Source organism: Streptomyces sp. NPDC048664, assembly GCF_040650555.1.
Classification (GTDB): Bacteria; Actinomycetota; Actinomycetes; order Streptomycetales; family Streptomycetaceae; genus Streptomyces.
Map to the genome: position 1 here is coordinate 42,691 of NZ_JBEZHK010000008.1, position 14,057 is coordinate 56,747.

12 protein-coding genes are annotated in these 14,057 nt (G+C 73.5%); 6 read left to right on the plus strand and 6 right to left on the minus strand.

The genetic code is table 11. The annotated features are described in order from the left end of the window. Positions 1 to 4: 4 nt before the first annotated feature. Positions 5 to 985, minus strand: coding sequence for a helix-turn-helix domain-containing protein (locus AB0C59_RS11035; RefSeq protein WP_363002930.1), 981 nt, complete (start codon positions 983 to 985; stop codon positions 5 to 7). Between the two features lie 358 nt (positions 986 to 1,343). On the opposite strand from AB0C59_RS11035, the gene AB0C59_RS11040 reads away from it, so the two are divergent. Both AB0C59_RS11040 and AB0C59_RS11045 read left to right on the plus strand, forming a co-directional pair. Continuing rightward, positions 1,344 to 2,990: a protein phosphatase 2C domain-containing protein gene (locus AB0C59_RS11040; RefSeq protein WP_363002932.1), complete on the plus strand. Its 1,647-nt coding sequence runs from the start codon at positions 1,344 to 1,346 to the stop codon at positions 2,988 to 2,990. A gap of 53 nt (positions 2,991 to 3,043) precedes the next feature. Further along, entirely contained in the window at positions 3,044 to 4,786 is a 1,743-nt protein-coding gene (locus tag AB0C59_RS11045) for a pyruvate dehydrogenase (protein ID WP_363002934.1), read from the plus strand. Between the two features lie 159 nt (positions 4,787 to 4,945). Here the strand turns inward: AB0C59_RS11045 and AB0C59_RS11050 are convergent, their stop codons facing one another. Beyond that, positions 4,946 to 5,506, minus strand: a complete 561-nt coding sequence (locus tag AB0C59_RS11050; protein WP_363002936.1) for a hypothetical protein — start codon at positions 5,504 to 5,506, stop codon at positions 4,946 to 4,948. Positions 5,507 to 5,861: 355 nt separating this feature from the next. On the opposite strand from AB0C59_RS11050, the gene AB0C59_RS11055 reads away from it, so the two are divergent. After that, the gene (locus AB0C59_RS11055; protein WP_363002938.1) at positions 5,862 to 6,320 is read left to right on the plus strand and encodes an ATP-binding protein; all 459 of its coding nucleotides are present in this window, start codon (positions 5,862 to 5,864) and stop codon (positions 6,318 to 6,320) included. 76 nt (positions 6,321 to 6,396) lie between these two features. Here the strand turns inward: AB0C59_RS11055 and AB0C59_RS11060 are convergent, their stop codons facing one another. Together AB0C59_RS11060 and AB0C59_RS11065 are read right to left on the minus strand one after the other, a co-directional pair. Next, positions 6,397 to 7,437 carry a DUF2637 domain-containing protein gene (locus AB0C59_RS11060; protein WP_363002940.1) on the minus strand — a complete coding sequence of 347 codons (1,041 nt, stop codon included), beginning with the start codon at positions 7,435 to 7,437 and terminating at the stop codon, positions 6,397 to 6,399. A 187-nt stretch (positions 7,438 to 7,624) separates the two neighbouring features. Beyond that, positions 7,625 to 8,503 (minus strand): (2Fe-2S)-binding protein, encoded by an 879-nt coding sequence (locus AB0C59_RS11065; RefSeq protein ID WP_363002942.1) that lies wholly within the window; start codon positions 8,501 to 8,503, stop codon positions 7,625 to 7,627. A 135-nt stretch (positions 8,504 to 8,638) separates the two neighbouring features. Between AB0C59_RS11065 and AB0C59_RS11070 the strand changes: the two genes are divergently transcribed. Next, a complete protein-coding gene (locus tag AB0C59_RS11070; RefSeq protein WP_363002944.1) occupies positions 8,639 to 9,415 on the plus strand; it encodes a GntR family transcriptional regulator in 777 nt (258 codons plus the stop codon). A 71-nt stretch (positions 9,416 to 9,486) separates the two neighbouring features. On the opposite strand, the gene AB0C59_RS11075 is transcribed toward AB0C59_RS11070, so the two are convergent. Then, the gene (locus AB0C59_RS11075; protein ID WP_363002946.1) at positions 9,487 to 10,260 is read right to left on the minus strand and encodes a hypothetical protein; all 774 of its coding nucleotides are present in this window, start codon (positions 10,258 to 10,260) and stop codon (positions 9,487 to 9,489) included. A 185-nt stretch (positions 10,261 to 10,445) separates the two neighbouring features. Further along, a complete protein-coding gene (locus tag AB0C59_RS11080; RefSeq protein ID WP_363002948.1) occupies positions 10,446 to 12,236 on the minus strand; it encodes a PucR family transcriptional regulator ligand-binding domain-containing protein in 1,791 nt (596 codons plus the stop codon). 357 nt (positions 12,237 to 12,593) lie between these two features. Here AB0C59_RS11080 and AB0C59_RS11085 point away from each other — a divergent pair, with 357 nt between their 5' ends. Continuing rightward, a complete protein-coding gene (locus AB0C59_RS11085; protein WP_363002950.1) occupies positions 12,594 to 13,484 on the plus strand; it encodes an FAD binding domain-containing protein in 891 nt (296 codons plus the stop codon). Continuing rightward, positions 13,484 to 14,056 carry a (2Fe-2S)-binding protein gene (locus AB0C59_RS11090; protein WP_363002952.1) on the plus strand — a complete coding sequence of 191 codons (573 nt, stop codon included), beginning with the start codon at positions 13,484 to 13,486 and terminating at the stop codon, positions 14,054 to 14,056. Before AB0C59_RS11085 ends, AB0C59_RS11090 begins: the two co-directional genes overlap by 1 nt. The last annotated feature ends 1 nt before the right edge of the window (position 14,057 follow it).

Genomic DNA, 14,057 nt, shown 5'->3' on the forward strand with positions numbered 1-14,057 from the left:
TGGCTCAGTCCCGGGCCACCCAGCCCCGTGCGTACGCGTGCCAGCCGAGTTGCAGCCGGGTCGTCACGCCCGTCAGCTCCATCAGCCGCTTCACCCGGCGCTGCACCGTCCGTAGCCCGAGTCCCAGCTGTTTGGCCACGCTGGCGTCGGTGAGGCCGGCGAGCAGCAGGGACAGCACCTCCAGGTCGGTGCCGTCCGGGCCGCCCGCTCGCGCCTCGGCGATCCCGGACGCCGTGAGCCGCAGCGGCAGCGCCTCCCGCCACACCGACTCGAACAGTCCGGACAGCAGCTCCAGCAGTCCGCTGGCGTGCACGACGAGCGCGGCCGGCTCGGCGGTGCGCGAGGTGAGCGGCACCATGGCCAGCGAGCGGTCGGCGACGACCAGCTTGGTCGGCACCGTCTCGATGACCCGCACCTCCTCGTCACGGCTGAGGGCGGCGGTCAGCTCGGTGATCCCGTCGGGCAGGTCGAGCACCGCCTGTTCGACCACGACCCGGTACTGGACGCCGCGTCGGGCCGCCTGCTCCTCGGCGACGTTCTCCAGGGCCGACACGGCGACCGGGTTGCCGGTGACCAGCGCGCACACCTCGTGGGTCGCACCGAGTTGGAGCTGCAGGAAGCGCTGGGCGACCGCGGCCGCGCCGATCACCACCTCCACCAGGTCGTGCACGGCGGGCTCGGTGGCCGCCGCCCGGTACTCCTCGGCCAGCAGCGCCGCCGCCAGCTCGGCCTTCTCCAGCTCGTGCCGCTGCTGGGTGAGCAGCGCCCCCAGGGCCACGCCGGGCGGCGCCGCGACCCAGCGGCCGGGGCGGGACGACGACTGGGCCGCGAGTCCGTGCCGCTCCAGCCGGCGCAGGGCGCGCTCGGTGTCGTACTCACCGAGGGTCAGGCGTCGCGCGAGATCGGGCACATCGGCGGCGCCCACCGTCACCAGCGCCCGGTACGCCGACTCATGGGCCTCGTCCAGTCCTATCGCAGCCAGCATCAACCGTCGTTCCTCCCCGAGATCAGGACAGTCGGGCGGGTGCCATGGCGGAAAACGGCCACGGCGCAAACCCGCCTCGGCACATCATCGCCGTACCCCCCTGGGCTCTGCCAAGGTGACGTCACCGCGGTCGCGGGTGTGACCAGCGACGACGGACGTGGCGGAATGCCGGAGGCGTGCCGGCTCCGTCGCGGTGGTGTCGCCGGACGGTTCTCCCTGGGGGGCCGAACCGTCCGGCGACCCGTTGCGCGTACATGAGTTCGACATGTCACCCGCGACGCGGGTCGCGACCGGTCATCCTGCCTGATTTTCCGGATGCCACGTCTTCCCGTGCCCGGGGCGGTGAACAATCGGGAGCATGAGTCAGCAGGGGGAGAGGGCCACCGCTCACGACGACGACTGGTGGGGCCAGTTGTACGACGCCGCCGCCGGCGACACGGGTCCGGCACCCGCGGCCGACACCCTCGACGACCGCTTCGTCTCCGCGTCGGGAACGGTGGGGGAGCCCGGCGCCCGAGAGGCCCCGAAGTCCCAGGCCTCACCCGCACAGGCCCCCCGGGCCACCCCGGATACCCCGTCAGCCCCCGCCCCTCCACCTGGACCGGAGCCCGCCCCGTCCCCCGAACCACCAGCGCCTCCGGCCTCCCCGGCGGCCCCCGGGCCCCCACCCACTCTCGACACCCCGCCGACGCCCGAACCCACGACCGCTTCCGACCTGGCGGCAGGGCCAGGGGCACCAGCCGCCCCTGATGCTCCGACGGCTCCCGGGACTTCCTCGGTTTCTGGCCCCGCCACCGTTCCCGACGTTCCGGTGGGGGCTGGGGCGCCGGGGTCCCCTGACGCTTCACCGGCTCCCGGACCCATGACCGTCCCCGACCTTCCGGCGGGGCCCGGGGTGTCGGCCGTTCCTGATGCTTCAACGGTTCCCGGTCCCGCGAGCGTCCCCCACGTTCCGGGCGAGCCCGGTGGTCGGGCTGTTGTCGCGGGGGCGGGTGGTGTTGTCGACGCGTTGAGGGCGGACGGTGACCCCACCGTGCCCGACGGTCCGGTGACCGTCGAGCCGCCGGTCGGCCATGAGGTGCCCCGGTCCGCGCGGGATGTGCCCGCCCCGTCCGTCCCGCGCGACTACGTCGGCTCCGGGCCGCCCACCTACGACGCCGAGCCCCGGGCCCTTCCGCTCGCCGACCCGGACGAGCTGGACGACCTCGTCGCCGACACGGTGCTGGACGGCGCCCGCTACGGTGCCTGCACGCTGCGCGCGGTGTCCCTGCGCGGCGACTCGGCGCGCTACCGCGGCGAACCGCGCCGGGACTCGCTGCTGACCGCCCGCTTCGGCACCGGCGACCAGGCGCTCGTGCTGGTGGCCATGGCGACCGGCGCCCGGGCCACGCCCGGCGCGCACCGGGCCGCCGCCGAGGCGTGCCGCTGGATCGGCCGGGCCGTCGGCCGCAGTCACCTCCGGCTCGGCGAGGACATCCGGGCCGCGCGGCGCGGCGAGCTGAAGGCGGGGCTGCAACGGCTCACCGACCGCTGTCTGGGCAGGTTGCGCGCCGGTGCCGCGGAGCAGGGCGCCGACCCGGAGGAGGGCACCGCCACGCTGCGCTGTCTGCTGCTCCCGGCCGACCCCGCGTGCCGTACCCGGGTGTTCTTCGGGGTGGGCGCGGGCGGGCTGTTCCGGCTGCGGGACGGTGAGTGGCAGGACATCGAACCGCGGGTCGCCGGGTCGACGCCGTCCGAGGGTCCGGCGGCCCCCGAGCCCGCCCCCGGGCCGCCGCGCGCCCCCTTCCGGTTCCGTGCCTCCGTCGGCCGCCCGGGTGACACCCTGCTGCTGTGCACGGGTGGTCTCGCGGAGCCGCTGCGCGGGGAACCGCGGCTCGCCCTCCACCTCACCGACCGCTGGTCGACGGGCGAACCACCAGGTCTCGCCGCCTTTCTCGGCGACACGGCGGTGCGGGTGAAGGGCTACGCCGACGACCGCACGGCCGCCGCGGTTTGGGAGGCGTGATCGCCGTCGCTGTGGATTGATGGACCCAGGCAACCGAAAGGGTGCGTGGATCCATGGCCAAGCAGAACGTCGCCGATCAGTTCGTGGACATCCTGGCCCGCGCCGGAGTCAAACGTCTGTACGGTGTGGTCGGTGACAGCCTGAATCCGGTCGTGGACGCCGTCCGCCGCAACTCCGCCCTGGACTGGGTGCATGTGCGGCACGAGGAGACCGCCGCCTTCGCGGCGGGAGCCGAGGCCCAGATAACCGGCCGGCTGACCGCCTGCGCCGGATCCTGCGGCCCCGGCAATCTGCACCTCATCAACGGCCTGTACGACGCCCACCGCTCCATGGCCCCGGTCCTCGCCCTCGCCTCGCAGATACCCTCCAGCGAGATAGGCCTCGGCTACTTCCAGGAGACGCACCCGGACCAGCTCTTCCGTGAGTGCAGCCACTACAGCGAACTCATATCCAACCCCCGCCAGATGCCCCGCCTGCTCAACACGGCGATCCAGAACGCGATCGGCCGCGGCGGAGTGAGCGTCGTCTCCCTGCCCGGCGACATCGCCGACCAGCCCGCCCCCGCCGGGTCCGCCACCACGGCACTCGTCACCTCGCGCCCCACCGTGCGGCCGGGTGACCAGGAGATCGAGCAACTCGTACGGATGATCGACGCCGCGGACCGGGTGACGCTCTTCTGCGGCAGTGGCACCGCGGGCGCCCACGCCGAGGTCATGGAGTTCGCCGGGAAGATCAAGTCCCCGGTCGGGCACGCGCTGCGGGGCAAGGAGTGGATCCAGTACGACAATCCGTACGACGTCGGCATGAGCGGACTGCTCGGCTACGGCGCCGCGTACGAGGCCACCCACGAGTGCGATCTGCTGATCCTGCTCGGCACCGACTTCCCGTACAACGCCTTCCTCCCGGACGATGTGAAGATCGCCCAGATCGATGTGCGGCCGGAGAACCTGGGGCGCCGCTCCCTCCTGGACCTCGCGGTGTGGGGCGACGTGCGCGAGACCCTGCGCTGTCTGATCCCGCGGGTGAGGACGAAGCAGGACCGGCGCTTCCTCGACAAGATGCTCAGGAAGCACGCGGACGCGCTGGAGGGAGTGGTCAAGGCGTACACCCGGAAGGTGGACAAGCACGTCCCGATCCACCCCGAGTACGTGGCCTCGGTCCTGGACGAGCTCGCCGACCCGGAGGCGGTCTTCACCGTCGACACCGGCATGTGCAACGTCTGGGCCGCCCGGTACCTGTCCCCGAACGGGCGACGGCGCGTCATCGGCTCGTTCTCCCACGGCTCGATGGCCAACGCGCTGCCCATGGCGATCGGCGCGCAGTTCACCGACCGGAACCGGCAGGTGGTGTCGATGTCCGGCGACGGCGGGTTCTCCATGCTGATGGGCGACTTCCTCACCCTGGTGCAGTACGACCTGCCGGTGAAGGTGGTGCTGTTCGACAACTCCGCCCTCGGCATGGTCGAACTGGAGATGCTGGTGGCGGGACTGCCGTCGTACGGTACGACCAACAAGAACCCCGACTTCGCGGCCGTGGCCCGCGCGTGCGGCGCCTTCGGCGTCCGGGTCGAGAAGCCCAAGCAGCTGGCGGGCGCACTCAAGGAGGCCTTCCGGCACAAGGGCCCCGCGCTCGTCGACGTCGTCACCGACCCGAACGCGCTGTCCATCCCGCCGAAGATCAGCAAGGAGATGGTGACGGGCTTCGCGCTCTCCGCCTCGAAGATCGTGCTGGACGGCGGGGTGGGCCGCATGCTCCAGATGGCTCGTTCCAATCTGCGCAACATGCCACGCCCCTGACCGCCGGCCGGACGCCACGGCAGGACCGCAGCAGGGGGACCTCGGCGCCACGCGGCGCCCCACGGACCGGTGCCGCACGGCACCCGCACAGACCGGAACCCCGGCCCGATTCCGGCGGGCCGGGGTTCTCGTACTCCATGTCAGGCGCCTACGACTCGGTCACTTGCCGCCGCTGTAGCCGCCGCCGTGGTCGTTGTCGTTGTCGTTACCGCCACCGTGACCCCAGTGGTCGCGGACGACGCGGAAGCTGCCCACCACACCGTGCTTGACCTTCACACCGCCGCGGACGTGGCGGGGGTACAGGCCGTTGCTGGAGCTGTGGGGACCGACCGTGGCGATCGGCGCACCGTTGTCGCAGGTGGCGCCGTTGAAGACCTCGACGGTCTTCCAGCTGTCGTTGCGGACGTTGAGGCTCCTGGCGCCAAGACCGCTGACCACGGTGATGCAGCCACCCGGCGCGGCGGAGTAGTCGCGCTCGTTGATGTGGATGCGGCCGTAGTCGTGGTAGCTGTAGTTGTTGTTGTCGCCGTGGTCGCCGCCCTCGTTGCCCTTGCCGTTGTCGTTGTTGTTGCTGCCACCAAGGGGGGCGGCCGCGACCTGCTGGGCGACCGGAGCCGCCTGCGCGGGCTCGGAGGCCGCGGAGGCGTAGGTGATGCCCGTGGCCACCAGGGCCGCGGCCGCCGCGGCGGCGGCGGTAACAGCGGTGGAACGCGTTGCCATGTCACTTCTCCTGTCTGAGAGACGTCGGCTGGAAGCCGATGCGAGATTGAACGTACAGACGATCACCAAATCCGTCATGTCAGACATGCTGACAATATGAAGAAAACTCCTTTTGGAGTAATAACGGCATGAGGGCCTGACGGCCGGTCAGCGCGCCCAGGCGGCGCCGGAGGGCACCCGGGCGCCGATACACGGGTCTCGCGAGGGCGTCGGGCGGCGTGGTGGACCGCATGGATTTGGCCATGTCTGGGCGGTAGTTGACGATTCGACATGACTGGCTCCCGTGGGGCGGGGCATGGATCCCGGTGGACATGTTCGAGCAGGGGGAATCGGCATCCAGGTACGGGCGGGGATCATGAAGAGGCAAGCCAGAGGGGGCGGTCCCGTCGTGGTCGGGGCCCGTTCGGCGAAGAAGTCGGTGCAGCTCAAGCGCCGGTTGGGGCGGGCCGACCTACGGGCGGTGCCCGAGGCCCGCAGGGCGTTGCGGGAACTGCTGAGTCAGTGGGGGCGACCGGGGAAGTCCGAGATCGCGGAACTGCTGACCAGCGAGCTGGTCACCAACGCCGTCATCCACACCGATCGGGACGCGGTCCTCACGGCGACCGTGTCGGCGCACGGCCTGCGGGTGGAGGTCCGGGACTTCGTGGCCCGCAGACCGAGGCCCCGTAGGCCGGACATCGACGACGGCACGCACGGCCGAGGCCTGATCCTCGTCGAGTCCCTCGCGGACGCCTGGGGAGTGCGGGCGCACGGGGTGGGGAAGGCGGTCTGGTTCGAACTGGAGGCGGGTGCCGCGGGAGTGTCGAGCGGCTGAGGGCAGGGGGCGGCATCGGGGGAACGCGAGGAGGGGGCACGGTGTCGCGCCGTGCCCCCTGCCGTGACGACCGGTCTCAGCCGAACTGCCGCTCCATCTCCGTGAGCTTGCGCTCCAGGGAGTCGAGCCGGGGCAGGGCCATGGTGTCGTCCTCGGCGGTGAGGTCGACCGTCACCTGGTCGGCGGAGGGGTTCCGCACCGGCTGAAGAGAGGCGCGCGCCCGCCCCGCACGCTCCGGCGCCGCTATGGCAGGCTCCGGGGAGCCCGGGGCGCCGGCCCGTTCCGCGGCCGGCAGCTCGCTCTGCCGTCCGCCGTTCCCACCGGTCAGCGCGCGATGGCCGCGGCTGATCGCCTTGAGTCGCGCCCGCTCGACGCGGTGCTGCTCACGCCGCCGCGCCCGGTCGTGCTCCTTCTGGCGCCGGTCCTCACGCACCTCGTCCACGGCCTCGTCCAGGCTGCGCACCCCCTCCAGCAGCATCAGCGACCACGCCCGGAACGTCTCCCGGGGTGCCCGCAGCCAGCGGACGATACGGATCTGCGGCAGCGGGCGCGGCACGAGGCCCTGCTCGCGCAGCGCGGCGCGGCGGGTCTGCTTCAGCGCGCGGTCGAAGAGGACCGCCGCCGACAGGGACATGCCCGCGAAGAACTGCGGGGCGCCCGCGTGGGCGATGCCCCGGGGGGCGTGCACCCAGTTGAACCAGGCGGCGGCACCCGCGAACGCCCATACGAGGATGCGGGAGCCGAGCGCCGCGTCGCCGTGGCTGGCCTCGCGCACCGCGAGCACCGAGCAGAACATGGCCGCGCCGTCGAGGCCGAACGGGACCAGGTACTCCCAGCCGCCGGTGAGCCCGAGGTTCTGCTGGCCGAAACCGACCAGGCCGTGGAAGGAGAGCGCGGCGGCCACGGCCGCGCAGCAGAAGAGGAGCACATAGGAGGCGGTGCCGTAGACGGCCTCCTTGCGCCTGCGGCGCTCCTCGCTGCGTTCCCACGAGTCGTCGGCGCTCGTGTGCTCCTTGGACCGCCTGCCCCGCGCGAGCACCGCAACCGCCGCCAGCAGGCCCAGGAGCAGGACGGCGCCCGGAAGCAGCCAGTTCAGCGATATGTCGGTCATTCTCATGTGAGGTCCCTTGCCTGGGGATACGGCGTGACGCCGCCATAGTGGCCAATCCCGCCGGGCCCGAGGAGGGTTTCGGGGCAAGAGGCCGCCAAGGATGCGCAAGGGGTCGCCCGGGGTGACGTTCTGCTCGAACTGTCGCTTGATGAGGGCGGGTTGAGTTCGAATGCGGGGGACGGGGCCGCGCGTGTCAGCCGGTCGCGTCGACCGTCCTGCGGGCGGCCCTGCCCGCGCCCCGCGCGGTGCGCGGGCAGGTGGCGCAGACGTCCTGCGGGCGCAGCGTGTAGAACATGCAGCAGCTCACCCGGTCGCGGGTGCACTGCGAGGCGCCGTCCGGGTCGGGGGCCTCGCGGAACGCGGCCGCACCGGCGTACGGCTTGGTCGTGCCCGGCAGCAGCAGTTCCAGCTCGGACACCGCCCGGTGCTCCTGGCCGAGCTGTCCGGCCACGTACCAGAGCCCCTCGACCACCTCGTCCGTCGCCATGCCCCACAGGGCGCGCCCGCGCCGCCGCGCCCGGGGTCCGAAACCGGCCAGGATCGGGCCCAGATGCTCGGCCACGGCCTCGCGCACCTCGGTGCGCAGGGCCTCCTCGTCGGTCACCACCCGGGCGCCGGGAAGTGCGGCGGCCGGGTCGTCGGGCAGGCAGGCGAAGGTGTCGATCCGGACCGCCATGCGGCCGAGGGCGCGGTGGTAGGTGACGGACCCCACGGGCAGTCGCGGCACCCGGCGGTGCAGGAACCACGGCATGGTGATCAGCAGGCAGGCGGGCCAGGCGTAGCGGTGCAGGCCGAAGCTCGCCACGACGTCGGGACGGGCCCGCTGCCCGTAGTCGCGCAGGATCTGCGCCTCGTCCCAGGCGAGGAACGCCTCCACGGTGTCGTCGCCCCGCGCGAGCGCGGCGGCCGGCGTCCAGCCGTCCCCCTCGGGATCGGGCTCCTCGGGGCCGAGCTCCGTGACGCTCAGGCCGGGGAACGCCGCGGTCAGCCGAGCGTACGCGTCCTCGAAGGGGGACACGGGCGCGGGGGGCGTGACCAGGGGGGTGGGCCTGGGCGTGGCGAGCAGGGGCATGCGGGGACCCCCCTTTCCGAATCGCTTGCTAGGTAAGCCTAACCTTACTTTAAATCCTCACCGGGGGAACCGGAGCGTAAGGTGCCTGTGGTGCGCAAACGTCCAGCACTGTCAGGAACACCGCAGGAGGAGCCCGTGGAGCAGGCCCCGTCCCGCCGTGCGCGGGAGTCCGCGCGGGCGGAGAGTCCCGGTGCCCGCGTGCGGGCCGACGCGCCGGGCCACGCGCGAGGCGAGCACACGCACGGCGAGCCGCCGATCCCGCGCCCCCGCGTGGTGGACGCCCCGCGCACGGCCGTGCGGCGGGTCTCGGTGCGCGGACAGATCCTCGACGCCCTGCGCGCCGCACTGGTGGAGGGTGACCTGACGCCCGGTGAGGTGTACTCGGCGCCGGCGCTCGGCGAGCGCTTCGGGGTGTCCGCGACCCCGGTGCGCGAGGCGATGCAGCAACTCGCGCTGGAGGGCGCCGTCGAGGCCGTACCGAACCGGGGCTTCCGCGTGGCCCTGCGCGGTGCCCGGGAGCTCGCCGAACTCGCCGAGATCCGCTCCCTGATCGAGATCCCGGTGCTGCTGCGGCTGGCCCGTACGGTGCCCGGCGACCGCTGGGCGGAGCTGCGCCCGCTCGCCGAGGCCACCGGGCGGGCCGCGTCCTCGGGCTGCTGGTCGGCCTACGCCGAGTCCGACCGGGCCTTCCACCGCGCGGTCCTCGCGCTCGCGGGCAACGAGCAACTGGTACGGCTCGCGGAGGACCTGCACCGCCGTTCCCAGTGGCCCCCGGCGGGCGGCACACCCCCCGGCGGCGCCGACCTCGCCGCCGACGCGGCCGAACACACGGCCCTGCTGGACGCCCTGACGGCGAAGGACCTGCCGCTGGTCCGCACCCTGGCACAGGCCCACTTCACCGGTTCCCCCTGAACAGGCCGCCCACCACAGGCCGTGGGCCCCACGCCCGGCGGGCGCGGCCGGGCGGCGGTGCCCGAGCCCGGCTACGACGCCGCCGGGTCCGCCTCCGGTCGGGCGGCGGGCAGATGGCGGGAGAGCCAGGTCGGCACGCCGCCCAGGAGGCGGAACAGCCGGGTCGCCTCGCCACGCAGCCGGGACGCCTCGGGCTCGGTCTCGGTGTCCGCGAGCGACACCAGCGCCGGTGCCGTCCCGACCAGGTAGCCCAGCTCCTCCCGGATCCGCAGCGACTCGGCGAAGCCCCGCCGGGCCTCGGCCAGCTCGCCCTCCCGCAGCGCGAGACCGGCCAGATGGCGCCAGGTGAACGAGAGCAGCAGCGCGTCGCCGTGCGCGGAGGCGTTCGCGTGGGCGCGCCGGTAGGCGGCCTGGGCGGCCTGCGGGGCGTCGGCGAGGTTCTCGGCGATCAGCCCCCGCCGGAAGTCCAGCCGCGCCCGGCCCGGAGAGCCCGGCGGGATCAGCGCGGCGGCCCGGCCGAGCGCCGACCGCGCCTCGTCCGCGCGGTCCCGCACACCGTGCAGCGTGGCCGTGTACGCCAGCTGGCCGCGCTCGCAGGCGGCCGCGCCGCGCTCCTCGTCGCTGTGCGCCCGCGCCTCCGCCGCGCGCAGCGCGTCCTCGGCGTCCTCCCAGCCCCGCTCCGTGTACAGGCACCTCTCCACGAGCAGCGCCGCCCGCTGCAGCGAGGCCTCGGCCGTCTCCTCCCGCAACAGTGCCGCCGCGTCCGTCCAGCAGGCGCGCGAGCGCAGCCGCCATACCGCGGTCTGGACGGGATCGTCACCTGAGGTCGTTCCGGAACCAGACATGGCGGGATGCGCCACGTTGCCCTCCCCGAGCGCGCCGTCGAGCTTTGAGTGGTGGCGGCATTCCAGCACCAATCGCGGCACCGGGCCAAGGGGGCGGGTGAAGGATTTCACAAAGTCGCGTGTCGCGCAGGCGGCGCGACGGCGGCCCCGGCGGCGCCCGCCGAGGCGGACGCGCCCTCGTCGGCTCAGCTCATGCGCAGCGCGAGGAAGAAGTCGAGCTTGTCCTCGAGGCGTGAGAGGTCACGGCCCGTCAACTGCTCGATACGGCCGACCCGGTAGCGCAGCGTGTTGACGTGCAGATGCAGCCGGCTCGCGCAGCGCGTCCAGGAACCGTCGGACGCCAGGAACGCCTCCAGGGTCGGGATCAGCTCCGCACGATGCCGGTTGTCGTACTCGCGCAGGGGGTCCAACAGCCTCGCCGTGAAGGCGCGGCGCACGTCGTCCGGCACGAACGGCAGCAGCAGGACGTGCGACGCCAGCTCCTGGTGCCCGGCCGCGCAGACCCGGCCGGTGCGCGCCGCGGCGACCCGGCGGGCGTGCCGAGCCTCCTCCAGCGCGCCGCGCAGTCCCTCGGCGGAGTGCACGGCGGCGCTGACGCCGAGCGTGAGACGCCCGTCCTCGTCCAGCCCCGCGGACAGCGGGCCGCGCACCGCGGCCAGCAGGGACTCCGCCTGGATGCCCGTCCCGGTGCCCGAGGCGCCCTCGGACTCCCCGTCGGCCGAGGCGGCGGAGGGGAGCGGCACCAGCGCGATCGCCTCGTCGCCCGCGTGGGCCACCGCGATCCGGTCGGAGTGCTCGGGTCCCGCCGACCGGGGATCGACCAGGATCTCCTCCAGGAGCGACTGGGTGACCGGCCCGCCCCCGGCCGCCTCGCCGTCCGCGCCCTGCCAGTCGATCCGGGCCACGACCACCTGCCAGTGCGGCGCCGTGCCGAGGCCGGGCAGCAGCACGGGGGCCGCCACCCGCAGCCGGGCCGCGATCTCGGCGGGCGCGGCGCCGGACTGCACCAGCTCCAGGACCTCCTGGGCGAGGCGCCTGCGCACGCCGCGCGCCGCGTCCCGCCGGTCCCGCTCGACCGCGATCAGCTGGGTGACGCCCTGGAGCAGGTCGAGCCGCTCCTCGGGCCAGTCCCCGGCGTCCGCCTCGACGGCGAGCAGCCAGTCGGAGAGGATCGTCTCCCGCGCGTCCTGACCGTCCCGGCCCTCCCGCGCGCCACGCGGGTCCCGTGTCTCGCGTGCGTCCCGCCCGTCGCGCGCCCCTCGCGGGCCCTCGCCGGGCCGCCCCGGCGCCGCCTCGCCCGGCCGGTGGCCCCCGCCGCGGACCGGGAAGAGCGAGTACGTCGTCCCGCCGGCCGCCACCCGGTGCGGCCCCCGGCGCCCGCCGCGCGCCGCCGCCAGGTGCTCCGCGGCCAGCCTGGCGCAGACGTCCGGAGCGAGTCCCGGGGTGGGGCCCGCGATCGGGCGGCCGGTGGGGGACAGCACCCAGGCGCGCAGGTCGAGGTCGGAGCCGAGCAGGTCGAGGACGACGTCCGGGCCGCCGCCGGCCGGGCCCGCGGTCATCATCCGCCGATGGCGGTCCACGACGGCCGCCAGGTCCCCGGCCCGCTCACCGGAGACCTGCCGCACGACGTGTTCCGTGATCGTCGCGAACGCGACCGACTCGTGGACGGCGAACAGCGGCAGCCGGTGCCGGGCGCAGGCCGTGATCAGGTCGTCGGGGACGTCCCCCAGCTCCGCCTCGCCCGCGGCGAGCGCGGCGACCCCGGCGGCTGCGAGAATACGGACGAAGGGCTCGGAGTCGGCCGCCTCGTGCCGCCACGCCAGGCCCGTGAGGACCAGCTCACCGCCGGAGAGATACCGGCTGGGGTCCTTGAGATCCGTGGTCATCACACCGCGCACGGTGCGGTCCAGCTCGTCCTCGCCGCCGAGCAGCCGCAGCCCCAGCGCGTCGGTGTTCAGCAGTGCGCGCAGCCGCATGTCTCGTCGCCGCCGTTCCTGTCCGGAAATCCATGTTCGATCGACCAGGGCGCCGGCCCCGGTGTCCCGAGGCCGTGCCCGCGCCCTCCTCCGACGGTCTGCCGTGTTTCCAGAGGAAAACAGTGAGGTTACCGAGGGCCTTTCTTCATATGAATCTACAAGATGGGCCTTGTGGTCAGCCAATTCCTTCATGGTTTCGGTGACTGACCCCGACGGGCAGCACGACGGTCTACTGGGCTCCACTTCGTGTTGAGCGCGCAGGGAGAACAGCCGAAGACACCAGCAGAACGAGCCGGTTCGCCGCACCGGCGGCTCGATCCGGATGATCGTAGGACCAGACGAAGAAGAGAGCCGGTCATGGACTTCCTTCGCCCCGCAAGCTGGGAGGAGGCGCTCGCCGCCAAGGCAGCGCACCCCACCGCCGTACCGATCGCGGGGGGCACCGACGTGATGGTCGAGATCAACTTCGATCACCGCCGGCCCGAGTACCTGATGGACCTGAACCGCATCGGCGAACTGGGGGAGTGGGAGGTCGGCGAGGACACCGTCCGACTCGGCGCCTCGGTCCCGTACACGAAGATCATGGAGCAGCTGCGCACCCCGCTGCCGGGTCTGGCGCTCGCCTCCCACACGGTCGCCTCCCCGCAGATCCGCAACCGCGGCGGCGTCGGCGGCAACCTCGGCACCGCCTCCCCGGCGGGCGACGCGCACCCCGCCCTGCTCGCGGCCGGTGCCGAGGTCGAGGCCGAGTCGGTGCGCGGCACCCGCCTCATCCCGATCGACGCGTTCTACACGGGCGTCAAGCGCAACGCGCTCGCCCCCGACGAGCTGATCCGCGCGGTCCGGGTCAAGAAGGCCGACGGCCCCCAGCAGTACGCGAAGGTCGGCACCCGCAACGCCATGGTCATCGCCGTGTGCGCCTTCGGCCTCGCCCTGCACCCGGACACCCGCACGGTCCGCACCGGCATCGGCTCGGCGGCCCCGACCCCCGTGCGCGCCCAGGTCGCCGAGGAGTTCCTCGCCGCGGCGCTGGCGGAGGGCGGCTTCTGGGACAACGGGAAGATCGTCACCCCGTCGATCGCCCAGCAGTTCGCGGACCTGTGCGCCGCCGCCTGCAACCCGATCGACGACGTACGGGGCACCGCGAGCTACCGGCGGCACGCCGTCGGCGTGATGGCCCGCCGCACGCTGACGTGGGCCTGGGAGTCGTACCGCGGCACCGCCCGCACCTCGAAGGGAGCTGCCTGATGCGCGTCAACCTCACGGTCAACGGACGTCCGCAGGAGGCCGACGACGTCTGGGAGGGCGAGAGCCTGCTCTACGTCCTGCGCGAGCGCCTGGGCCTGCCCGGCTCCAAGAACGCCTGCGAACAGGGCGAGTGCGGCTCGTGCACGGTCCGCCTGGACGGTGTGCCGGTGTGCTCCTGCCTGGTCGCCGCCGGGCAGGCGGAGGGCCGCGAGATCGTCACGGTCGAGGGGCTCGCGGACTTCGCCAGGCAGCGCTCCCACGGCGCCGCGACCGGCGGTACCCCCCTGGACGAGGCCAGGACCTGGCAGGCCGAGGGCACCGACTCCCGGACCGGCGAGGGCACGGAACTCTCGCCGATCCAGCAGGCGTTCATCGACGCCGGCGCCGTCCAGTGCGGCTTCTGCACCCCGGGACTGCTCGTCGCCGCCGACGAGATGCTGGAGCACCATCCGAACCCGTCCGACGCGGACATCCGCGAGGCCCTGTCCGGCAACCTGTGCCGCTGCACCGGCTACGAGAAGATCATGGACGCGGTCCGGCTCGCGGCCGCCCGCCGGTCCGAGGGGGTCTGAG